The organism is Lysobacter sp. Soil_N_51 (genome assembly GCF_057655755.1).
The window spans coordinates 25,532-48,039 of sequence record NZ_JBDGLR010000002.1; the positions used below are offsets into that span (position 1 = coordinate 25,532).

General features: G+C 66.9%; 21 protein-coding genes. 13 read left to right on the forward strand and 8 right to left on the reverse strand.

Annotated elements, in window-relative coordinates:
- Positions 1-176 precede the first annotated feature (176 nt).
- Positions 177-434: a YHS domain-containing protein gene (locus tag AC3A4T_RS03160; protein WP_487674062.1), complete on the reverse strand. Its 258-nt coding sequence runs from the start codon at positions 432-434 to the stop codon at positions 177-179.
- Entirely contained in the window at positions 431-829 is a 399-nt protein-coding gene (locus tag AC3A4T_RS03165) for a heavy metal-responsive transcriptional regulator (protein WP_056115301.1), read from the reverse strand. Before AC3A4T_RS03165 ends, AC3A4T_RS03160 begins: the two co-directional genes overlap by 4 nt.
- 347 nt (positions 830-1,176) lie before the next feature.
- Between AC3A4T_RS03165 and AC3A4T_RS03170 the strand changes: the two genes are divergently transcribed.
- Together AC3A4T_RS03170 and AC3A4T_RS03175 are read left to right on the forward strand one after the other, a co-directional pair.
- Positions 1,177-1,899, forward strand: a complete 723-nt coding sequence (locus tag AC3A4T_RS03170; protein WP_487674063.1) for an MOSC domain-containing protein — start codon at positions 1,177-1,179, stop codon at positions 1,897-1,899.
- Between the two features lie 137 nt (positions 1,900-2,036).
- Positions 2,037-2,291, forward strand: coding sequence for a DUF2164 domain-containing protein (locus AC3A4T_RS03175; protein ID WP_036112510.1), 255 nt, complete (start codon positions 2,037-2,039; stop codon positions 2,289-2,291).
- A 129-nt stretch (positions 2,292-2,420) separates the two neighbouring features.
- Here the strand turns inward: AC3A4T_RS03175 and AC3A4T_RS03180 are convergent, their stop codons facing one another.
- On the reverse strand, positions 2,421-2,873 hold the full coding sequence (locus AC3A4T_RS03180; RefSeq protein ID WP_487674064.1) for a DUF3574 domain-containing protein: 453 nt from the start codon (positions 2,871-2,873) through the stop codon (positions 2,421-2,423).
- Positions 2,874-3,248: 375 nt separating this feature from the next.
- Positions 3,249-6,413: a bifunctional proline dehydrogenase/L-glutamate gamma-semialdehyde dehydrogenase PutA gene (gene putA / locus AC3A4T_RS03185; RefSeq protein WP_487674448.1), complete on the reverse strand. Its 3,165-nt coding sequence runs from the start codon at positions 6,411-6,413 to the stop codon at positions 3,249-3,251.
- 569 nt (positions 6,414-6,982) lie between these two features.
- Here putA and coxB point away from each other — a divergent pair.
- From coxB to AC3A4T_RS03210, 5 genes are all read left to right on the forward strand, one after another.
- Positions 6,983-7,930, forward strand: coding sequence for a cytochrome c oxidase subunit II (gene coxB / locus AC3A4T_RS03190; RefSeq protein WP_487674065.1), 948 nt, complete (start codon positions 6,983-6,985; stop codon positions 7,928-7,930).
- A 27-nt stretch (positions 7,931-7,957) separates the two neighbouring features.
- The gene (gene ctaD / locus AC3A4T_RS03195) at positions 7,958-9,586 is read left to right on the forward strand and encodes a cytochrome c oxidase subunit I (protein ID WP_487674066.1); all 1,629 of its coding nucleotides are present in this window, start codon (positions 7,958-7,960) and stop codon (positions 9,584-9,586) included.
- 76 nt (positions 9,587-9,662) lie between these two features.
- The gene (locus tag AC3A4T_RS03200; RefSeq protein ID WP_487674067.1) at positions 9,663-9,794 is read left to right on the forward strand and encodes a hypothetical protein; all 132 of its coding nucleotides are present in this window, start codon (positions 9,663-9,665) and stop codon (positions 9,792-9,794) included.
- Positions 9,791-10,450: a cytochrome c oxidase assembly protein gene (locus AC3A4T_RS03205; protein WP_487674068.1), complete on the forward strand. Its 660-nt coding sequence runs from the start codon at positions 9,791-9,793 to the stop codon at positions 10,448-10,450. The genes AC3A4T_RS03200 and AC3A4T_RS03205 overlap by 4 nt, the downstream gene beginning before the upstream one ends.
- A gap of 31 nt (positions 10,451-10,481) precedes the next feature.
- Positions 10,482-11,360, forward strand: coding sequence for a cytochrome c oxidase subunit 3 (locus AC3A4T_RS03210; protein WP_487674069.1), 879 nt, complete (start codon positions 10,482-10,484; stop codon positions 11,358-11,360).
- Positions 11,361-11,777: 417 nt separating this feature from the next.
- Here the strand turns inward: AC3A4T_RS03210 and AC3A4T_RS03215 are convergent, their stop codons facing one another.
- The gene (locus AC3A4T_RS03215) at positions 11,778-12,005 is read right to left on the reverse strand and encodes a twin transmembrane helix small protein (RefSeq protein WP_036112601.1); all 228 of its coding nucleotides are present in this window, start codon (positions 12,003-12,005) and stop codon (positions 11,778-11,780) included.
- Between the two features lie 192 nt (positions 12,006-12,197).
- Between AC3A4T_RS03215 and AC3A4T_RS03220 the strand changes: the two genes are divergently transcribed.
- The 5 genes from AC3A4T_RS03220 (at position 12,198) to AC3A4T_RS03240 (ending at position 17,042) form a co-directional block, all read left to right on the forward strand.
- A complete protein-coding gene (locus AC3A4T_RS03220; protein WP_487674070.1) occupies positions 12,198-12,938 on the forward strand; it encodes an SURF1 family protein in 741 nt (246 codons plus the stop codon).
- Positions 12,935-13,516: a hypothetical protein gene (locus tag AC3A4T_RS03225; protein WP_487674071.1), complete on the forward strand. Its 582-nt coding sequence runs from the start codon at positions 12,935-12,937 to the stop codon at positions 13,514-13,516. Before AC3A4T_RS03220 ends, AC3A4T_RS03225 begins: the two co-directional genes overlap by 4 nt.
- A 79-nt stretch (positions 13,517-13,595) precedes the next feature.
- Positions 13,596-14,744 (forward strand): COX15/CtaA family protein, encoded by a 1,149-nt coding sequence (locus AC3A4T_RS03230; protein ID WP_487674449.1) that lies wholly within the window; start codon positions 13,596-13,598, stop codon positions 14,742-14,744.
- Positions 14,744-15,676, forward strand: a complete 933-nt coding sequence (locus tag AC3A4T_RS03235) for a heme o synthase (RefSeq protein WP_036112490.1) — start codon at positions 14,744-14,746, stop codon at positions 15,674-15,676. Before AC3A4T_RS03230 ends, AC3A4T_RS03235 begins: the two co-directional genes overlap by 1 nt.
- Positions 15,677-15,731: 55 nt before the next feature.
- On the forward strand, positions 15,732-17,042 hold the full coding sequence (locus tag AC3A4T_RS03240) for a Xaa-Pro dipeptidase (RefSeq protein ID WP_487674072.1): 1,311 nt from the start codon (positions 15,732-15,734) through the stop codon (positions 17,040-17,042).
- A gap of 333 nt (positions 17,043-17,375) precedes the next feature.
- Here the strand turns inward: AC3A4T_RS03240 and AC3A4T_RS03245 are convergent, their stop codons facing one another.
- The 3 genes from AC3A4T_RS03245 to AC3A4T_RS03255 form a co-directional block, all read right to left on the reverse strand.
- Entirely contained in the window at positions 17,376-18,380 is a 1,005-nt protein-coding gene (locus AC3A4T_RS03245; RefSeq protein ID WP_487674073.1) for a bile acid:sodium symporter family protein, read from the reverse strand.
- Between the two features lie 324 nt (positions 18,381-18,704).
- The gene (locus tag AC3A4T_RS03250; RefSeq protein WP_487674074.1) at positions 18,705-19,079 is read right to left on the reverse strand and encodes a hypothetical protein; all 375 of its coding nucleotides are present in this window, start codon (positions 19,077-19,079) and stop codon (positions 18,705-18,707) included.
- Between the two features lie 36 nt (positions 19,080-19,115).
- Positions 19,116-20,063 (reverse strand): DNA/RNA non-specific endonuclease, encoded by a 948-nt coding sequence (locus AC3A4T_RS03255; RefSeq protein WP_487674075.1) that lies wholly within the window; start codon positions 20,061-20,063, stop codon positions 19,116-19,118.
- Positions 20,064-20,257: 194 nt separating this feature from the next.
- Between AC3A4T_RS03255 and AC3A4T_RS03260 the strand changes: the two genes are divergently transcribed.
- Positions 20,258-22,285 (forward strand): hypothetical protein, encoded by a 2,028-nt coding sequence (locus AC3A4T_RS03260; RefSeq protein ID WP_487674076.1) that lies wholly within the window; start codon positions 20,258-20,260, stop codon positions 22,283-22,285.
- Positions 22,286-22,508: the final 223 nt, after the last annotated feature.

Here is a 22,508-nt window from a genome sequence, read left to right on the forward strand (position 1 = left end):
GAACGGCGCGCAGGCGCACGCGCCGCGATCGACTCGCGACCATGGTGGTTGTTGGCAATCAAGAACCCCGGATGCCGCGCCGCGCTCGGCGGCCCGTCAGGCTGCGCGGATGGCTTCGCTATGCGCGGCCGCTGCGCTTACCGGGGGTGTTCCCCCTACATCGCTGGAGCTAGGTTTCAGCGCGCCGCCGATGCCTGCGCGTTGGAATCGGCGAACGTTTGGCGGCAATGCGCCGAACAAAAGTAGTGGTCGACACCGGCGAGGGTGAGGCGATGCGGCGTTGCGGCCGGGTCCACCTGCATGCCGCAGACAGGATCGATGCGGGTTGCCGTTGCAGCGGCGGTGCTGCCGCAGGTTCGCGCGGCGGAGCAGCAGTCGCGCGCGACGTCTTCGACGTTATCGGATGGCTTGTCCGATGCCTGTGTATCGCTCATGTTTCATCCCCTCCCAGGGCGTTGAGAATCGGGCAGCGCTCCACCGCTCCGTGCCCGGGGCACGAATTGAGCAGGATCCGCAGTCCGTTGCGTATGCGTGTGAGTTCGTCGATCTTGGATTCCAGGTCGGCCAGCTTCTGGGTCGTGGTCGCCTTCACCCCGGCCATGTCGCCGCCGCGCCGGCTGGACAGGGCGAGCAGTTCGCGGATTTCCTCCAGGGTGAATCCGAGCGCCTTGGCCTTGCGCACGAACTGCAGCCGGGCGATGTCCTTCGCCTCGAAACGCCGATAGCCCGACAATTGGCGCATCGGCAGCGGCAACAGACCCCGGCGTTCGTAATAGCGCACCGTGTCGATACCCACCCCAGCGCGCTGCGCGAGCTCCCCAATCTTCATTGCGCACCTCCATGTTCACAGTGGCGGGTATTGAAACAGTGTTCGGTCTGGACCATGGTCCAGAGTCAAGCCTTTTTGCGACCGACTTCCAGCAACGTTGACCGAGTTCTCACAGTCGACGTCCGTGGACGATGCGCCGGAAGGCCGGGCCCGGGCCGACCGCATCCGCGTTCGAGCGGGCGCGCCTGGTGATTGAGGTCCCGGTTCGTTCATCCGGGCCATCGCCATGGGCGAGAGGGCGCGCGCAACGCGGACGAGTGCGTTTGTGGGTTTCTCCTGGCCGCGGTTGGCCTGAAGCGGCATGACCTCGCGCAGGTGCGAGAATGGCGGCATAGACCACGCCGGCCATGACGTTAGAGAGCGCCATCGCTTTGATCCAGTCCGACACCGTCATCGACGCGCTGTTGCGCGGCCGCGCCCGGCCTTACACGCGGCCGGGCAGCGTCAGCGCGATCGCCAAGCGCGCGTTCGCCGGGCGCGTGCAGGTCGGCGAATCAGGTCTGGACGGTGACGAGCAGGGCGACCTGCGCGTGCATGGCGGACCGGACAAGGCGCTGCATCACTATCCACGCGATCATTACGCCTGGTGGGCCGAGCGGATCGGCGCGCACCCGCTGTTGCGCGAGCCCGGCGCGTTCGGAGAGAACCTCAGCAGTCACGGACTGACCGAGGCGCAGGTATGCCTGGGCGATCGCTATCGCATCGGTGAAGTGCTGATTGAAGTCAGCCAGGCCCGGCAGCCGTGCTGGAAACTCAACGATCGCTTCGGCGTGGCCGACATGGCGCGGCAGATGCAGGCCAGCGGGCGCACCGGCTGGTATTACCGGGTGCTGCAACCTGGCGAGATCGCCGCCGGCGAGACGATGACGCTGCTTGAGCGGCCGTGGCCGCAGTGGACGCTGCAACGCATCGCGACCCTGCTGTATACGCGCACTCTGGAGTTGGACGAGTTGCGCGCCGCGCTGGCGCTGCCGTTGGTGCCGTCGTGGCGCAGGCTGGTGGAGGCGCGGCTGGCGCGCGGTGCGGTCGAGGATTGGCGGCCGCGTATCGATGGGCCGGCGACGGATTGAGCTTTGCCTGGTGTGTGCATCGGCGCGTGATGCCGCGCGCGAATCAGCGCCTGCGACGCGCGACGCATACTGTGCGCGACCGGCGAGGATGCGGCGCGGTCCGCATCCTGCCTTCCTCTCCTTGCCCGGACCGATCGATGAGCGACATCAAATTCTCCAGCGAAGAAAAGACCCTGATCGTGGCCAAGCTGCAGCGCTACTTCAGCGAAGAGTTGAAGCAACAGATCGGCCGCTTCGACGCTGAGTTCCTCATCGACTTCATTTCCGAAGAAATCGGCGGGTACTACTACAACCGCGGGGTGTACGACGCGCAGACGGTGGTCGCGGCGCGGCTGGAGGATATCGGCGATCAGCTGTTTCAGTTGGAGCGGCGGACCGATTTCAAGCGCTAACGGATTTAGCGCTAACGGATTTGCGGAAACGATCGGTGACGCGTACGTTTTGATCGAAAGATGCACGCATGGCTTCGCCGACCCGGCATTGAATCCATTCGGTCCGATTCGCTCGGGCGAACTACCGAATCAACTTTCGTGCCGCGATCCGGCCCGCGCTTGCGCGAAGCACGCCCGCGCCGGCGTGCTCACGATCAGCACCGCTTCCTGCTTGAAGCGGCGCTTGTACTCGTCGGCGACCTCGACCACGCGCTTGCGTTCCTCGGCGGTATCGTCGTGGATCAGATCGATCGCGCGCGAGTCTTCCTGCTCGACCTGGCCGCTGTCGCCGCGCCACTGGCCCTTGGCCTGATACACGGTGAGCCCGGCGGGAAAACGCGGCGTCACCACCTCGGCGAGGAACGCCTGCCACTGCGTTTCGCTGACCGGGCCGTCGGGACTGTTCATGCCGAACAGCACCCGATCCTGGCGGCGTTCGCTGCATGCGCTCGGATCGCCGGGTTTGACCGGCAGCGGGGCGAGGGTGGCGCAGGCGGTGAGCGCGCATAAGGTTGCGGCGGACAGCAGCAGGTTGCGCGACATGGTCCGTGTCTCGGCTGGGCGATGGCGTAAGCGTACTGCGCTCGGGCGTAGGGGCATCTGCGACGGCGGTCGCAGGCCGGGTGTCGGGGCGCGCTGGGCGAATCAACCACCCGCCTGCGCGAACGTCCGAAGTCCGACTGTAGGAGCGGCGCAAGCCGCGACCGCGAAACCACGCCGACGTCGTAACCGGGGTGTCGTGATCGCGCGCCGCCAGGGGATGGCGATCCCGCGTGGCGAAACGTCGGGAGCGTGGGCGTAGTCGCGACCTTGTGCCTGCGATGCGGGCGAGGTGTCGCGGTCGCGGCTCGCGCCGCTCCTACAGGAAGCGGCGCAAGCTGCGCGGCGGGACGAACAGTTCGCCCCGCCGCGTGGCGATCAATCGCCCAGGGTCAGCAGCGAAGCGTTGCCGCCGGCCGCGGTGGTGTTGACGGTGATCGTCTTTTCGGTGGTGAAGCGCGGCAGGTAGTGCGGGCCGCCGGCCTTGGGGCCGGTACCGGACAGGTTCTGGCCGCCGAAGGGCTGCACGCCGACGACGGCGCCGATCTGGTTGCGGTTGACGTAGCAGTTGCCGACCTTCACCCGCGCGCTGATGCGGTCGATGGTTTCGTCGATGCGCGAGTGGATGCCCAGGGTCAGGCCATAACCGGTGGCGTTGATCGCGTCGATCACCGCGTCGAGCTGATCGGCCTTCCAGCGGATCACGTGCAGCACCGGACCGAACACTTCCTTGTGCAGCTGATCGAGCGACTTGAGCGCGTACGCGCGCGGGGCGAAGAAGCTGCCGTGGGCGCTGTCGGCGTCGACCGGCACTTCGGCGATCTTGGTTGCTTCCTTGTCCATGCGCGCGGCGTGTTCGGCCAGCATCTTCAGCGCGTCTTCGTCGATCACCGGGCCGACGTCGGTCGACAGCAGGCCGGGGTTGCCGACTTTCAGCTCGGCCATGGCGCCGGCGAGCATGGTGGTGACCTTGTCGGCGATGTCGTCCTGCACGAACAGCACGCGCGCGGCCGAGCAGCGCTGGCCGGCCGAGGTGAAGGCCGAGCCGATCGCGTCCTTGACCAGTTGTTCCGGCAGCGAGGACGAGTCGGCGATCAGCGCGTTCTGGCCGCCGGTCTCGGCGATCAGCACGCCGATCGCGGCGTCGCGCGCGGCCAGCGAACGGTTGATCGCGCGCGCGGTGTCGGTCGAGCCGGTGAAGGCCACGCCGGCCACGCGCGGATCCTTGGTCAGCGCGGCGCCGACGGTGGCGCCGTCGCCGGGCAGGAACTGCAGCACCGCTTCGGGCACGCCGGCTTCGTGCAACAGCTTGACCGCGTAATAGCCGATCAGATTGGTCTGTTCGGCCGGCTTGGCGATCACGCTGTTGCCGGCGGCGAGCGCGGCGGAGATTTGACCGGCGAAGATCGCCAGCGGGAAGTTCCACGGGCTGATGCACACGAACACGCCGCGGCCCGACAGATGCAAGGTGTTGGATTCGCCGGTCGGGCCGGGCAGGGCTTCGGGCGCGAACAGCTTGCGCGCCTGGGCGCCGTAGTAGCGCAGGAAATCGACCGCTTCGCGCACTTCGGCGACGCCGTCGGGAATGGTCTTGCCGGCTTCCTTGGTGCACAGCGCGATGTACTGCGGCATGCGTTGTTCAAGCAGAGTCGCGGCGTGTTCGAGGATGGTCGCTCGGCTGGCGGCCGGCATCGTGTCCCAGGCTTCCTGCGCGGCGACCGCGTTCTTCAGCGCCAGCTCGACCGTGGCGCTGTCGGCGGCCTGCCACTGGCCGACGATCTCGCGCCGGTCGGCCGGGTTGGTCACGGCGATATCCGGACCGGTGACGGTCGCGCCCGGCACCAGCGGGGTGGCGCGCCAATCGGCGGCCGCGGCGGCGTTGACTTGCGCGGCGAGGGTCTGCAGTTGCTGATCGTTGGCGAGATTGACGCCCATGGAATTGGTCCTGTCGAAGCCAAAGCTGCGATACAAATCGGCGGGAAGAGGAATGCGCGGATGCGGGATGCTGTCGAACGCGGCGACGGTCTCGACCGGGTCCTGGATCAGGTCGTCGATCGCGATGGCCTCGTCGGTGATGCGGTTGACGAAGCTGGAGTTGGCGCCGTTCTCGAGCAGGCGGCGCACCAGGTAAGGAAGCAGATCCTCATGCGAGCCCACCGGCGCGTACACGCGGCACGGCGCGTTCAAGCGATCGGCGGGAATCACTTCGGCGTACAGATCGTCGCCCATGCCGTGCAGCTTCTGGAATTCGAAGTGCTGCGAGCGGCCCATGGCCTTGGCGCGCTGATGGATGGTGGCGATGGTCTGCGCGTTGTGGGTGGCGAACATCGGATAGATCGCGTCGCCGGCTTCGAGCATGCGCCGCGCGTTCGCCAGATACGACACGTCGGTGTTCGGCTTGCGGGTGAACACCGGATAGCCGGCCTGGCCGTCGACCTGGGCGCGCTTGACCTCGCTGTCCCAGTACGCGCCCTTGACCAGGCGCACCGGGATGCGGCGGCCGGTCTTGCGCGCCAGATCAGCGATGAAGTCGATCGCCTCGGGCGCGCGCTTTTGGTACGCCTGAATCGCCAGGCCGTAGCCTTCCCAGCCGTCCAGCGACTTGTCGCTGTACGCCGCGGCGATCAGGTCCAGCGACATTTCCAGGCGATCGGCTTCCTCGGCGTCGATGGTGAAACCGATGCCGTAGCTCTTGGCCAGTTGCGCCAGTTCCAGCACGCGCGGCGTCAGTTCGGCGAACACGCGCTCGCGCTTGGCGTGCTCGTAGCGCGGGTGCAGCGCCGACAGCTTGACCGAGATCGACGGCGTGGCGAACACGTCGGCGTTCTTGTAATTGCCGCTCTTGCCGATCGCGTGGATGGCATCGCGATAGGCCTGCTGGTAACGCAGCGCATCCTTGGTGGTCAGCGCGCCTTCGCCGAGCATGTCGAAGGAGTAACGGTAGTTTGCGTTGTCGCCTTTCTTCGAACGTGACAGCGCTTCGCCGATGGTGCGGCCCATGACGAACTGGTGACCCATGATCCGCATCGCCTGGCGCACGGCCAGGCGGATCACCGGTTCGCCGACCCGGCCGACCAGTCGCTTGAAGGCGTTGTGCACGTCGCGCTTGGTGTCGTCGGCCAGATCGACCAGCTTGCCGGTCAGCATCAGGCCCCAGGTCGAGGCGTTGACCAGCACGGAGTCCGATTGCCCAAGGTGCCGCTTCCAGTCGGCGTCGCCGAGCTTGTCGCGGATCAGCTTGTCGGCGGTGTCCTGATCCGGAATGCGCAACAAAGCCTCGGCCACGCACATAAGCAGCACGCCTTCGTCGCTGCCGAGGTCGTACTGGCGCATGAAGGCTTCGATCGCGCCCTGATCCTGAGCGCGGGCGCGCACGCGCTTGACCAGATCGGCCGCGGTGGCCTGGGCGGCGTCGCGGTCGGCATCGGGCAGGCGCGCGATCTCGAGCAGGTGGCGGACGTGATCGGCTTCGTCGCGGACCCAGCCGGAGGTCAGCGCGGCGCGCGGACCGGAGGTGGGCGGCGGCAGCTCGGGGCTGATCATTGAAGTCGGCGGCGGGCCGTCGCTGGCGACGGCGGAGGGAGCATTGGTGGACATCGGGCCCGGCACGGGGGTGGGAAGTCCGACATTTTAGAGCTTTCTCTCGGGCGCGGACGGCCCGGGACCGGGCCTGGGTCGCGTCCGCGGCGTCGGGCCACGGCGAGGGCCCGAAGGGACACGCTGGGCAAGGTCGCGGCGGCGCGCGGCGGGCGCCGATGGCGCGATCGGCGCGTTATGGCCCACTGGAACTTGCATGGATCACGTTTGCGTGGGACTTCGGCGAGAGGCCATAACCGCCCGGAAGCACGCGCAAAGCCCCGCGCGGCGTAGCGCGACGGCGGTGGCGCGCGCGCCAGGTTCGCAGTTCCGGGTTGCCGCAGGACGGGTCGGCCGCTACCATTTCTCGGTTATCCGTAGCGCCGATGCCGGCGTGATGGGCCCTGATCAGGGCTCGCCAGCCACCTTTAGACCGGACGGCCCCCTGCCCAGCTCCATGGCGCAGGACGGTGCCGGGAAAGGCAGCCCGCGGAGCGCGTCGTGAACATCACACTGATTTTTCGGGGCTCGAACTGATGAAAGCCGGTCGTTTCAAGCAGTGGGCAGCGGGCATCGCCTCGATGGCGCTGCCGGTCCTCGCGTTTGCCCAGGCTGCGGACCCTAAGCCGTGGCAGCTGAACATGGGCAAGGGCGTCACCGCCCAGTCGATGAACGCCTACTCCGCGCACATGCTGGCGCTGTGGATCTGCGTGGTGATCGGCATCCTGGTCTTCGGCGCGATGGCCGTGGCCATGTTCAAGTTCCGCAAGTCCAAGGGCGCCGTGCCCGACAAGGACTTCGTCCACAGCACCAAGCTGGAGATCGTCTGGACCGTGGTGCCGGTGGTGCTGCTGGTGCTGATGGCGTTCCCGGCGACCAGCAAGCTGATCGCGATGTACGACACCCGCGACGCGGGCATGACCGTCAAGGTCACCGGCTACCAGTGGATGTGGAAGTACGATTACCTGGGTGAAGGCGTGTCCTTGACCAGCCGCCTGGACCGCAAGAGCGACCAGCTGCGCCAGAGCGGCAAGCACGTCAGCGCCGCCGACCACGAGCATTACCTGCTCGACGTCGACAACGTGCTGGTGCTGCCGGTCAACACCAAGATCCGCTTCGTGATCACCGCCGACGACGTGATCCACGCGTGGTGGGTGCCGGCCCTGGGCTGGAAGCAGGACGCGATCCCGGGCATCGTCAACGAGGCCTGGACCGACATCAAGGAACCGGGCATCTACCGCGGCCAGTGCGCCGAGCTGTGCGGCAAGGACCACGGCTTCATGCCGATCGTCGTGCGCGCGGTGTCCAAGGTCGAGTACCAGCGCTGGCTGGCCGAGCAGAAGGCCAAGAACGCTCCGCCTGCCGCGCCGGCGACCCCGGCTGCTGCGCCTGCCGCCGCCCCGACCGAAGCGGCGCCCGCCGCGCCGGCCGCCGCGGCTTCGAATTCCGACACCACGACCGCGGCTCCCGCGGTCGCCGGTTGATCGTCCAAGCATTCTCAGAGGTAGGCCATGGCAGCCACGCACCCCGTCGCCGATCATCATCACGACCACGATGATCATCATGCCCACCAGCAGGGCTTCATCGAGCGTTGGTTCTTCTCGACCAACCACAAGGACATCGGCACGCTGTATCTGATCTTCAGCTTCGTGATGTTCATCATCGGCGCGGGCATGTCGGTGATCATCCGAGCCGAACTGGCCGAGCCGGGCCTGCAGTTCGTCAAGCCCGAGTTCTTCAACCAGATGACCACCATGCACGCGCTGGTGATGATCTTCGGCGGCGTGATGCCGGCCTTCGTCGGCCTGGCCAACTGGATGATTCCACTGCAGATCGGCGCGCCGGACATGGCGCTGCCGCGCATGAACAACTGGTCGTTCTGGATCCTGCCGTTCGCCTTCACCCTGCTGCTGATGACCCTGTTCCTGCCGGGCGGCGCGCCGGCCGGCGGCTGGACGCTGTACCCGCCGCTGTCGCTGCAGGGCGGCTCCAACGTGGCCTTCGCGATCTTCGCCATCCACATGATGGGCATCAGCTCGATCATGGGCGCGATCAACGTCATCGCCACCATCCTCAACATGCGCGCCCCGGGCGTTGACCTGTTGAAGATGCCGATCTTCTGCTGGACCTGGCTGATCACCGCGTTCCTGCTGATCGCGGTGATGCCGGTGCTGGCGGGCGCGGTGACGATGCTGCTGACCGACAAGTTCTTCGCCACCTCGTTCTTCAACGCGGCCGGCGGCGGCGACCCGGTGATGTTCCAGCACATCTTCTGGTTCTTCGGTCACCCCGAGGTCTACATCATGATCCTGCCGGCGTTCGGCGTGGTGTCGGAAATCATCCCGACCTTCAGCCGTAAGCCGCTGTTCGGTTATCAGGCGATGGTGTACGCGACCGCCTCGATCGCGTTCCTGTCGTTCATCGTGTGGGCGCACCACATGTTCACCGTCGGCATGCCGCTCGGTGGCGAGATCTACTTCATGTTCGCGACCATGCTGATCGCGGTCCCGACCGGCGTGAAGGTGTTCAACTGGGTCACCACCATGTGGCGCGGCTCGATCTCGTTCGAAGCGCCGATGCTGTGGGCGATCTCGTTCGTGATCCTGTTCACCATCGGCGGTTTCTCGGGCCTGATGCTCGCGATCGTGCCGGCCGACTTCCAGTACCACGACACCTACTTCGTGGTCGCGCACTTCCACTACGTGCTGGTGACCGGCGCGCTGTTCTCGATCATCGCCGCGGTCTACTACTGGTGGCCGAAGTGGACCGGTCGCATGTACAGCGAGCCGATGGCCAAGTTCCATTTCTGGTGGACGATGATCTTCGTCAACCTGCTGTTCTTCCCGCAGCACTTCCTGGGTCTGGCCGGCATGCCGCGCCGCATCCCGGACTACAACGTGGTGTTCGCGGACTGGAACCTGATCAGCTCGATCGGCGCGTTCGGCATGTTCCTGACCCCGTTCATGATGCTCGGCATCCTGTGGCACTCGAAGCGTTACGGCGTCAAGGCCGAGGCGCGTTCGTGGGAATCGGCCAAGGGCCTGGAGTGGACCGTGCCGAGCCCGGCGCCGCACCACACCTTCGGCACCCCGCCGGTCATCCGCGACGGCGATCTGGCCCACGGCGACATCACCCACTAAGAGCGCATGATCGGGTGAAGCCCGCGCTCGGACGCTTCGGCGAACGAGCGCAGCACGCCCCACCCACCAGACCGCCATGACCCAGACGACCGACCAGACCGATCTGACCCAACGCCGTTCGGCCGCGCGCCGCACTGCGCTGTGGTTCGGGCTGGCCGCGATCGCGGTGTATGTCGGCTTCATCGCGCTCGGGGTGCTGAACCAATGAGCGAGCACGAGTCCAAGGCCGATCAGCCTGGTCTGGAGCAGAGCGATCCGAACCAGGACCGCTTGAATCAAGCCCGCGCCCAGTCCGGCCCGAAGATGACCAAGATCATGGTCGGCGTCGCGCTCGGAGCGTTCGCCTTCACCTTCGCGCTGGTGCCGATGTACCGCATCGCCTGCGAGAAAGTGTTCGGCATCCGCCTGGAACGCGGCGTGGCCGAGGCCGATGTCGGCGGTCACGCGGTCGCCGATCGCATGGTCACCGTGCAGTTCGACGGCAGCGTCAACTCCAAGCTGCCGTGGGACTTCAAGCCGCACGTGCTCAGCATGAAGGTGCGGCCGGGCGAGCAGTACGAGACCACCTACTACGCCCGCAACACGACCGATCGCGCGATCGTCGGCAGCGCCTCGCCTTCGGTGGCGCCGGCGCGCGCGTCGGGCTATTTCAACAAGACCGAATGCTTCTGCTTCACCGCCCAGACCTTGCAGGCCGGCGAAGCGCGCGAAATGCCGGTGCGTTTCATCATCGACCCGAATCTTCCGGCCGATGTCGAAACGGTCACCTTGTCCTACACGTTCTTCAAGAACGACGCGCTGACCGCGCGCCTGCAGCAGGGGGCGACGTCGAAGACGCCGGCCTCGCCGCTGGCGGCGCCGTAAGCCTCGCACTAATCACCAACGGAACGCCGCCATGGCCCACGCCCACACGCCAGACGCCAATATCTACTTCGTGCCGCACAGCAGCCGCTGGCCGTTCCTCGGTTCGATCGGGCTGTTCACCACCATGATCGGCGTCGCCAGTTGGCTCAATGAAGTCAGCTGGGGCAAGCCCACCTTCTTCGTCGGCATCGCGATGATGATCGGCGTGCTGTTCGGCTGGTTCGGCGACGTGATCCGCGAATCGGTGCGCGGCAACTACAACAAGCAGGTCGACGTGTCCTTCCGCATGGGCATGGTCTGGTTCATCTTCTCGGAAGTGATGTTCTTCGCTGCGTTCTTCGGCGCGCTGTTCTACGCGCGCCAGTTCGCGCTGCCGTGGCTCGGCGGCGACGGCGACGGCGTGATGACCAACAGCCTGCTGTGGCCGGAATTCAGCGCGGCCTGGCCGAGCAGCGGCCCCGGCGGCGTCGGCGGCGCGTTCGAGACCATCCCGGCCTGGGGCCTGCCGCTGCTCAACACCCTGATCCTGCTGACTTCGGGTTCGACCGTCACCGCCGCGCACCACGCGCTCAAGGCCGGTCACCGCAAGGCGCTGCTGTTCTGGCTGGGCCTGACCGTGCTGCTGGGCTGCGTGTTCCTGTTCTTCCAGGCCGAGGAATACATCCACGCCTACACCGAGCTGAACCTGACCCTGGGTTCGGGCATCTACGGTTCGACCTTCTTCATGCTCACCGGCTTCCATGGTCTGCACGTGACCCTGGGTACCTTGATGCTGGCGATCATCTGGTTCCGCTGCCTCAAGGGCCATTTCGACAAGGACAACCACTTCGCGTTCGAAGCGGTGGCCTGGTACTGGCACTTCGTCGACGTGGTGTGGCTGGGTTTGTTCCTGTTCGTGTACGTGCTGTAAGCGCGCGACGACGAGAGCGGTAAAACCATGACGAGGGCCGGCGCTGCCGGCCTTTCGTTTTTTTGATGATGTCGGTGGTGTTGGGTTGTGTTTATGGCGGTGCCGCGTTTGTTTCTCGCCGCGGACGCGCTCGATATCGGCAGCGTGCAGATTTAAGAGCAGTAGCGGGCAGTCGAAGAGGTAAGTGCGCCAATAGCGCACGACACCTCAAGACCGTCATTCCCGCGAAGGCGGGAATCCAGTGACTTCAAACGTTCTCGCACGAAAGTCACTGGATGTTCGGCTCCGCCGAAGTAAAGCGGAGCCCGCCTTCGCGGGAATGATGGTCTCAAACAGGCGAAAGCCTTGCAGGTTCGACGGCTTCGGGTCAGCCGCCAACGCAGTCAGCCAGCCAACCTCGGCCAGCCATCCACCGCCTCAATTCGGATTCGACCCCACCCCATGCGGCGTGATCCAGCCCATGTAGATCGCCAGGACCACCAGCAGGATAAGCGCGACGGACAGCGCGATACGACGGGTCAGCGCGTTGACGGTGCGCTTGCTCTGACCCTTGTCCACCAGCATGTAATACAGACCGGCGCCCAGGTTCCACACGATGACGATCAGGAAGGCGACAACCAGCAGGATCTTCAGCGACTCGTTCATCGCGGCCTCCTCGGGCGCGCGCGGCGCGCGCATGAATGCGAAGGCCGCATTATCGCTCCGATTGGCGGGCCGCGCCGAGTGCGGCATCGGGTCGCACCGTCATGACCGTGCCGGTCGCGCTCGCCGCCGCTACATTGGCGGCATGCGCGCCCACGCCACCCACGCGCTCATCGTTCACGCGGACCGCGCACGATGAGCCGCCGCGGCACCCTGCTGTTCGGCTGGATCCTGGCGCTGGCGACGATCGCGGTGTTCGCCAGCCTGGGCCGCTGGCAATCGCATCGCGCGGTCGAGAAGCAGGCGATGCTCGATGCCGCCGCCGCGGTGCTGCACGATCGTCGCCCCAAGCCGCTGTCGCTCGCCGACGATCCGGCGCGGCTGCGCGATTACGACTGGGCCTCGGGGCTCGGCGCGTTCGACGCGCGCGGCCCGCTGCTGCTCGACAACCAACAGCGCAACGGCCGCGCCGGCGTGCGTGTGTACCGCATCTTCCTGCCGCGCCAGAGCGGCCCGCTGCTGGTCGACCTGGGCTGGCTGCCGCTGGCCGGCGACCGCAAGCTGCCGGTCATCGCCAAGCCCGAGGGCGAATTCGCGCTCAGCGGCCTGCTGACCGCGCCGCCGTCCAGCGGCATCGCCCTGGGCGCCGGTATCGGCCGCGAAGGCGAGGGCTGGTTGCTGACCCGGGTCGATCCGGCCGCGATCGCCGCCGCGACCGGCCTGTCGGCGCCGCTGGCGCCGCGCGTGCTGCGCCTGGACCCGGCGATCAAGCTCGGCTTCGATCGCGATCTGGAACTGCTCGCCAACACCCTGCCGCCGCCGCAGCATCGCGGCTACGCGCTGCAGTGGTACGCGCTGGCCCTCGCGGTGCTGACCACCGCGCTGATCCTCACCTTCCGCCGCAAGCGGACCCGTCCCGACGCCGCGAACCCATGACCGACTCCGCTTCGACCGCCGCCGCCAACAAGCAGCGCAACCGCAATCGCCTGACCTTGGTGCTGATCGCCGCGTTTTTCTTCGTGCCGATGCTGGTGGCCGGGATTCTGCGCTTCACCGATCACCACCCGGCGGTGACCCGCCAGCACGGCGAATTGCTCGAACCCAAGCCTGACCTGCGCACGCACGAGCCGCGTCTGGCCGACGGCAAGCCCTATCCGTGGCAGCCGCAGGCGCGGGTGTGGCGCATCCTGGTCGCGCCGAAGGCCGATTGCCGCGAAGCCTGCGTCAAGCTGTCGCGCGAGCTGGACACGGTCTGGCAGTTGTTCGGCAAGGACGCCGATCAGGTCGACATCCTGTGGTTCGGCGCCCTGCCCGAGGGCGCCGCGCGGCCGCCGTCGCTGCGGGTGCTGGCCGATTCGCCGTCGACGCGGGCGCTGCTGCCGCGCCTGAACGATCCGGCCGGCACGCCGGTGTATGTGATCGACCCGAACGGCTTCGTGATTCTGCGCTACGCTCCCGGCTTCGAACCCGGCGGTCTGCGCGCGGACCTCGTCAAGCTGCTGAAACTGATGTGATCGGTGGGCTGGCGCGGCGCGCTGGCCCCGGTATCGCAAGCCTCGAGCAGGAAAGAGTTTTCGAATGAGCGTAGCGAGCATGACCGGCCTGAGTGCTTCGGGCCTGTACAAGAATTTCCACCGAATCGCCTGGCTGGCCGTCGCGCTGGCCCTGTGCGTGATCGTGTTCGGCGCCTTCGTGCGCCTGTCCAACGCCGGCCTGAGCTGCCCGGACTGGCCGACCTGCTACGGCCGCGCCGCGTGGCCGACCACCGCGCACGAGATCACCGATCACGCCGCGACCGCGATCCGACCGGTCGAAGTGCACAAGGCCTGGCGCGAACAATTCCACCGCATGATCGCCGGCCTGCTCGGCGTGCTGGTGCTGACCCTGGCGCTGGTGTCGGCGCGCCGGCGCAGCAAGGGCATGGCGCAGATCGCGCTGGCCGCCGCGGTGGTCGCGATCGCGATTCCGCTGTACATGAAAGGCCAGCACGTCGCCGCGTCCGCGCTGGCGATCGTCGGTGAAGCGATCTTGCTCATCGCGGCCTTGCGTTGGAGCAATACCGATCTGTCTCGCGCCTCGGCGCTGACCCTGGCGGTGATCATCTTCCAGGCCCTGCTGGGCATGTGGACGGTGACCTGGCTGCTCAAGCCGATCGTGGTGATGGGCCATCTGCTCGGTGGCCTGCTGACCTTCTCGCTGCTGGTGTGGATCGCGTGGCGCGCGACCAACCAGCCGATCCGGCTGGCCGATGCGGTCGGCGTGCGCCGCCTGATCATGCTCGGCATCGCCGTGCTCGGCGTGCAGATCGCGCTCGGCGGCTGGACCAGCGCCAATTACGCCGCGCTCGCCTGCGGCAACGATTTCCCGACCTGCGTCGGCCAATGGATGCCGCGCCACGATTTCCGCGAAGCCTTCGTGCTGTGGCGCGGAATCGGCGTGGACTACGAGGGCGGCATCCTCGACGGCGAGGCGCGCATCGCGATCCAGCTCGCCCACCGGGCGATGGCGATGGTCGTGTTCGTCTATCTGCTTGGCCTGATGCTGAAGCTGCTGCGCACCCCGGGCATGCGCGGCTGGGCGTGCCTGCTGGGCGCATTGACCTTGTTGCAGGTCGGCCTGGGCATCGCCAACGTCAAACTCAGCCTGCCGCTCGCGGTCGCGGTTGCGCACAACGCCGGCGCGGTGCTGCTGCTGTTCGTGCTGGTATCGCTGCTCGCGCGCCTGCGCACGCCGGAGACCTGATGAACGCCACCAGCCGTCCCACCGCGAGGCAGTACTGGGCGCTGACCAAGCCGCGCGTGGTCGCGTTGATCGTGTTCACCGCGATCGTCGGCATGTTCCTGGCGGTGCCGGGCTGGCCGCCGCTGCGCGAGTCGGTGCTGGGCTTTCTCGGCATCTGGCTGGCCGCGTCCTCGGCCGCGGCGATCAACCAACTGCTGGACTCGCGCATCGACGCGAAGATGGCGCGCACCTCGTGGCGGCCGATCGTCGCCGGCCAGGTGTCGCCGACCCAGGCGCTGGTGTTCGCGCTGATCCTCGCCGCCGCCTCGATGCTGATCCTGGTGCTGTGGGTCAACGTGATCACCGCGGTGCTGACCTTCGCCTCGCTGATCGGCTACGCGGTGATCTACACCGTGTTCCTCAAGCGCGCCACGCCGCAGAACATCGTGATCGGCGGCGTCGCCGGCGCCGCGCCGCCGCTGCTGGGCTGGGCCGCGGTCACCGGCATGCAGGGTCCGTGGGACTGGGCGCACGCGCTGCTGCTGGTGCTGATCATCTTCGTGTGGACGCCGCCGCATTTCTGGGCGCTGGCGATCTTCCGCCGCGCCGACTACGCGCGCGCGATGGTGCCGATGCTGCCGGTCACCCACGGCGTGCAGTACACGCGCTGGCAGATCCTGTTCTACACCGTGCTGCTGGTGGCGGTGACCGTGCTGCCGTGGGCGGTGGGCATGAGCGGGGTGTTCTACCTGGGCGGCGCCCTCGTGCTCGGCGCGATGTTCCTGTACTACGCCTGGAAACTGATGGACCCGCCCGACGAGTTGTACGCGATGCGGGTTTTCAACTACTCGATCGTCTACTTGATGGCGTTGTTCGCGTTCTTGATGATCGACCACTGGATGCTGCCCGCGTTGCAGCCGGCCGCGGCCTTCGAGCTGCGCCAGGTGGGTTGATCGGTCGCGCCGCCGAACGCGCGACCACCATTGAAGTTCAGGGGAGATGCTGTCGATGAGGAATCCGGTCCTTCGTTCCATCACGGCGCTCCTGCCGCTGGCCATGGCCTTCGCGGCCTCGGCGCAGACCGCGTCGCCAGCCAACGCGTCGGCGACCGACGATCTGGTGGTGACCGCGGCCAAGCTGTTCGACGCGCGCAGCGGCAAGCTGATCGATCGGCCGCAGGTGCTGATCCGCGACGGCCGCATCGTCGAGGTCGGCCGCGTCGGCGACGCCGCACCCGACGGCATCAAGCGCCTGGACCTGGCCGGCATGACCCTGCTGCCGGGCCTGATCGACATGCACACCCATCTGGATTCGGACCCGTCCTACGGCGGCTACACCGGACTGCAGTTCAACGATCGGTTCTGGTCGGTGCTCGCGGTCAAGCACGCGCAGCAGACCCTCGATGCCGGTTTCACCACCGTGCGCAACGTCGGCGCCGATGCCTGGAACGACGTCGGCCTGCGCCAGGCCATCGACGAAGGCCAACTGCGCGGTCCGCGCATCGTCACCGCGGCGTATTCCTTCGGCGCGACCGGCGGGCATTGCGATTCGACCTTTTTCCCGCCGTCGATGAACCAGAAGAGCCCGTACAACGCCGACTCGCCCGAACAGGCGCGCCAGCGCGTGCGCGAGCTGCGCAAGTACGGCGCGCAGGTGATCAAGATCTGCGCTACCGGCGGCGTGTTCTCGCGCAATACCGAGCCGGGCCAGCAGCAGATGAGCTATGAGGACATGAAGGCCGTCGCCGACGAGGCGCACCAGTGGGGCCTGCGCGTGGCCGCGCACGCGCACGGCGCCGGCGGCATCCGCGATGCGATCCGCGCCGGCGTCGACACCATCGAACACGCCAGCCTGATCGACGACGAAGGCATTCGTCTGGCCAAGCAGCACGGCGCGTGGTTGTCGATGGACATCTACAACACCGACTACACCCAGGCCGAGGGCAAGAAGAACGGCGTGCTCGAAGACAACCTGCGCAAGGACCGCGAAGTCGCCGATATCCAGCGCGAGAATTTCCGCCGCGCGCATGCGGCCGGGGTCAAGATGGTCTACGGCACCGACGCGGGCGTGTACCCGCACGGGCAAAACGGCCGCCAGTTCGCGGTGATGACCCATTACGGCATGAGCGCGGCGCAGGCGATCCAGGCGGCGACCGCGAACGCGGCCGAGGCGCTGGGTCGCAAGGATGTCGGCATCGTCGAGAAAGGCCGCTGGGGCGATTTGATCGCGGTGGCCGGCGATCCGACCCAGGACGTGGCCTTGTTGGCGTCGGTGCCGGTGGTGATCAAGGGCGGCGAGGTGGTGAAGGACGCGCGCTGAGCGCTTTCGTTGGTTGAGCGCTCGACGTGGCGTTGAGTCGGAGTCGGAGGTGGGCGAACCTCGACGCGGCTCGTGTACTGCCGATTCGCAGCGGCCTTGCTGCTGCTCGGATAGAACGCCCACCCTCATCCGAGCGCGCTGAGGTTTGCCCACTTTGTAGAGGGGGCGGCGCCCGGCGCGAAATCGTTGCTGGTAGATGCGCAGCGCGGGGGATTCGCTCTTCGCGAGGGCGCGGCGATCTGACTGTAAAAAGCGAATCCCCCCTGGCCCCCCTTTTGCAAAGGGGGGAACCCTTCGTTATGAATTTGCAAGGCTGGTCAATCCGCAGGCCGATCAGTCCGCCACTTGATCCGGCACCGCCTGCGCCTGCTGCGCCGCACGCCGCGCATAACGCCGTGCGATATGCGCGCACACGATCAACTGCAGCTGATGGAAGATCATCACCGGCAGCACGATCGCGCCGAGCGCGCTGCTCGCGAACAGGATCTTCGCCATCGGCACGCCGGTGGCCAGGCTCTTCTTCGAACCGCAGAACACGATCGCGATTTCGTCCTCGCGCGAAAACCCCATCCGGCGCGCGGCGAAGGTGGTGGTCAGCATCACCACCGCGAGCAGCAGCGCGCATACGCCGATCACCACGTACAACGCGCCCAGCGGCGTGTTCTGCCACAGGCCGCTACTGACCGAGGCGGCGAACGCGGTGTACACCACCAGCAGCACCGTGCCCTGGTCGGTGTAGCGCAGCACCGCGCGCTGGCGTTCGACCCAGGCGCCGATCCAGCGCCGCAGCAGATGCCCGGCCACGAACGGCACCAGCAGCTGCAGCATGATCTTGCCGATCGCCTCGCCCGGGTTCGCCATCGCGCCGTGCGCGCCGGCCAGCGCGCCCATCAGCAGCGGGGTCAGGAACACGCCGAGCAGGCTCGACGCCGATGCGCTGCACACCGCCGCCGGCACGTTGCCGCCGGCCATCGAGGTGAACGCGATCGAGGACTGCACGGTCGAGGGCAGGGTGCACAGGAACAGCAAACCCAGATACAGCTCCGGCGTCAGCCAATGGCCCGACAGCGGCCGCAGCATCAGGCCGAGCAGCGGAAACAGCACGAAGGTGCTGGCGAAGATCACCAGGTGCAATCGCCAATGCAAGGCACCGGCGAGGATCGCCTCGCGCGATAGACGCGCGCCGTGCAGGAAGAACAGCGCGGCGATCGCGATATTGGTGAAGTCGTCCAGGGCGCCTGCCGACACGCCGCGGACCGGGAACCACCACGCCAGCGCGACCGCGCCGAGCAGGGCCAGGGTGAAGGCGTCGACGCGCAGACGTTTTAGCCAGTGCATGGAGGGCGGGGATTCGGGATTCGAGATTGGGGATTCGAGATTGGGGATTCGAGATTGGGGATTCGAGATTGGGGATTGGGGATTGGGGATCAACGGCGGTGCCATCGCCGAATGTGGGTTTCGCACTGTAGGAGCGGCGCGAGCCGCGACTGCGGCAATGAAACTTCGCCGCAACGGCGAGGTCGAGCGCCGATGCGTCACCGACCCAGGTCAGAAACGTCGGCATGCGAAGTGGCGTTGTCGCGGCTTGCGCCGCTCCTACAGGGGGCGGACGAAGCCTGCGTCGCGAGTGCGGATTGCGCACTCGCGAACGCGTCGTTCACCTCACCAAGGCTTGACCTTGTCCGCGATCTCCGCCGCGCTGTCCGGCGTCACGTACCACTTGCCCGGGTCTTCGTACTCGAAGTCGATCGCGACTTCGGCCGCTTCGCGGTTGATGCGGATGATGCACACCCGCCACGGCGCCTTGTCCTTGACCTGGGTGACCCGGCGCAGTTCTTCCAGGCGGTTCTCGATCTCCACGCCCGACGGCGTCAGCGGTTCGCCCGGCTGGCCCTTGTCGTAGCGGAAGCCGTTGAGGCGGCTGATGCCGTCGCCGTACCACGCGATCAGCGCGTAACCGTCCCACGGCCGTTCGCCGGCCTTGGGGTCGACCACGATCAGGCGCGCGATCTCGCCAAGCAATTCGTCTCTGTTCATGTCCTGCCTTGCGTATCGGTAAGGGCGCGCCGGCGATCAACCGGCGGCGATCATGTCGTCCATCTGACTGCCGTCGACCCGGTCGTAGCGCTGGCCGGCGCGGTTGTCGAAGCTGACGCGTTGATCGTAAACCCTGCTGCCGTCGCTCGGGTCGATGACCTCATAGGAAATGCGAACCCGGTCCGGTCGATCGACGTTGCGCGGGGTCAGATCGACGCTGATCTGCACGTCCATGCCCTTGTCGACCCAGGCCGCCCACTCGTTTTCAAGGGTCTTGTAGGCGCCCATGTTGAAGTTGCCGTTCTGTGGGAACAGGTTCTTCAGGCCCTGATCGGTGACGAAGCGGTGGCCGAACACATGGCCGCCCTGGTCGCCTTCGATGCCGCGATCGGCGGCGGCGCCTTGCGCGTCGGTCTCCGCGTCGCTGCGTTCGAGCTTGCTGAACACGGTGCGCAAGGTGCCCTCGGCATGGATCGGCCGGCCTTCCGAATCGACCGTCCAGACCGCGTCGTTGACTTCGCCGCTGTCGGGATTGACGACGCTGGCGGAGATTTCCCGGGTGTCGTCCTGTGACGACGGCGACAGCCCCAGCCACTGCTTGAGCTTGTCGACCAGGCCGCCGTCGCCGTCGTCGCGCGGCAGCGCCGCATAGGCGTCGCGCACCTGCGGTCCGCCGCTGTGTTCGACCGCGCCGGCGATGGTGTCGTGTCCGAACGCGGCTTCGAGTTTCTGCAATTGCGGCGCCTCGAGTTTGCCGGCGAGGTTTTGCGCCAGGGTGTCGCGATCGGCCAGCGGCAAGGCATCGACTTGCTCGCGCAAGCGCTCGAGTTGCGGCGGCGTCAGCGCGTCGGTCGCGGCGCGCGCCTGCGCCGGATCGGCGTCGCGCAGGGCCTGCGGCGTGATCGCCGCGGCCGATGAATCCGTCGACCGGTCCAACGGCGGCAGGCGCTCGAAGGCGGGGCGCGAGCTGATCGGGTCGGTCATCGACGGGGCCTGACTGTGCATTGGTTACACAGGAAGTTAGCCATTAATGCGCCGCGATCCCAGTGGGGAAAACCCTGGTGAAGTGTGTCAATTCAATGACTTCCGCGGTTTTCGCTAGGGTCGGCCCCATCTGGCAACGGTCGGAGGCGAGGACTAGCGTGAAAGCCCTCTCCCCCCAGCGCGGCGCGACGGCCATGAGCGGAATCTTCAACAACGGCTATTTCCAGAATCCGGCGCTGTTCCTGCAGCGCGAACCGCCGACGGCGCCGGTCGAGCCGGTCAAGCCGCAGCAGCAGGCCGAGGGCGTGGTGCCGCCGACCGGCACCCAGCACGAAGACGTCCAGGCCGCGGTCGACGCCACCATCAGCCCCGACGCCACGGTCGATCAGCGCAACACCGCCTATCGCGAAACCCAGGCTTATGTCGAACGCTGCGCTTCGGGCGGCGATTTCGTGCAGATCGACGACACCTCGATGAAGTCAATCGCGCTGTACACGATGCGCAACGAAAACGTGCCGAGCAAATACCGGCCCGAAGTGCTCGAGGCGGTCGACCGCGAAATCTCGCCGCAGGCCAGTACCGAACAGACCATGCAGGCCTACGACCAGATCCAGCAGTACGTCGACGCGGTCGGCGGCATCGGCGATGCCGGCATCACCGCCGAAGCGCTGCCGGCCCGCACCGCCGACCTGCTCGGCGAAGCGCGCATCCCGACCGTGAAGCAGGACGCGCAGAACGACGCGCAAGGCATTCTCGATGTCGGCAAGCGCGACGGCGAGGACGACTACGGCGCGCGCCGCGATGCCTTCGCCGACGCCGTGCGCGGCGAGCCCGAGGCGTATCGCGAATACCTCACCGCGGCCGTGCTCGAACGCGACCCCGGCGCGGTCAAATCCTGGCTGACGCCGAGCGGCGTGCTCGGCCTGGCTAACGACGGCAAGATCGATGCGGCGACCCGCGCCGACATCACCGAACAGATCGCGCAGGCCTACAACGACGGCAAGATCGACGCCGATTCCTTCGACGGCCTGGCCGATATCGACTACGGCCCCGATCAGGTGCGCGAGTACCAGGAAATCACCGATTTCCTGGGCGGATCCAGCGGCCCGGAAACGCTGGAGCTGCGCGGCGCCCTGGCCGATCGCATCTTCAAGACCTGGTCGGAATCGCCGTACCCGACCGACCTGGGCTTTCACAGCTACAACTACCGGCAACTGGAACTGGCGATCAACGTCGCCGGCGGCGATGCGCAGCATCCCGAAGTGCTGACCGATTTCCTGCGCGGCCTGCCGGCCGATCAGCTCGACAAGGTGATCGCGATCGGTTCGCAGCTGCCGCAGGCCGAGCCGGACATGATGGCGACGATCTTCTCCGCGGTCGCGCGCGACGATCGCGCCCAGGCCGGCGATCTGGCCGCGCAGCTCGCGCGTTTGCCGGGCGAGCACAGCGACTGGTTCGAACAGGGCCAGGTCGCGCGCAACGAAGCGCTGGCCGACATGCTCGGCGCGCATTCGGACGCGGTGCTCGACGAACTCAGCGAATACGACGACAGCGGCGCGCGCGGCCTGGGCGACGACACCGATCGCAAGCAGTACGAGGTCAACGGCCGCGATCTGGCGGCGGTGCTGGAGCTGACCACGTTCAATCCGGAGATCGCCAGCAGCCACCGCGAGACCGCGCGTCAGGGCGTGCTGGAGTACTTCGGCGAGCAGGCGAAGATCGTCAACGACTCGCTGGGACAGACCAATTCACCCGGTTATGAAGAGGCTTCGGGCCGGTTGGTGGTGATCTCGGCGGCGAGCGACGTCGCGGTCGATCGCGGCTTCGAGAAGCTGCAGTCCGACATCGAGGCCAAGCAGGAGGCGATCGCGTTCGTGGTCGACCTGGCGCTGGTCGCGGTGCCCTTGCCCGCGCGCCTGGAAGCGCGCGCGACCGGCCAGCTGGAGACCTTGTTCGCCAACAATCCGCTGGTGCAGGAGGCGCTGACCGGTCTGACCGGCGAGGTCATCGACACCGCGACCGGGCAGTTGACCGACGCGGCCAAGCAGCAGTTGTACGGCAACCTGGAATCGAATCCGGAATTGACTGCGCTGGTCGAACGCCAGACCGTGGCCGACGCGTTCCGCGAAAGCGGCCTGGGCGGCATCGCCGACGAACGCGACCGCGCCGAGATTCGCCGCGATGCGAATGGGTTGTCGGACGATATCAGCGAGATTGATTGATTAACTCGGGATTCGGGATTCGGGATTCGGGATTCGGGATTCGGGGTTCGGGGTTCGGGAGTCGGGAATCGGGAATCGGGAATCGGGAGTCGGGAGTCGGGAGTCGGGAATCGGGAATCGGGAATCGGGAATCGGGAATCGGGAATCGGGATGCGACGCATCCCGCCCGACCAAGCGCGCCCCGCTTTTCCCCCCTTTGCAAAAGGGGGGGCAGGGGGGATTC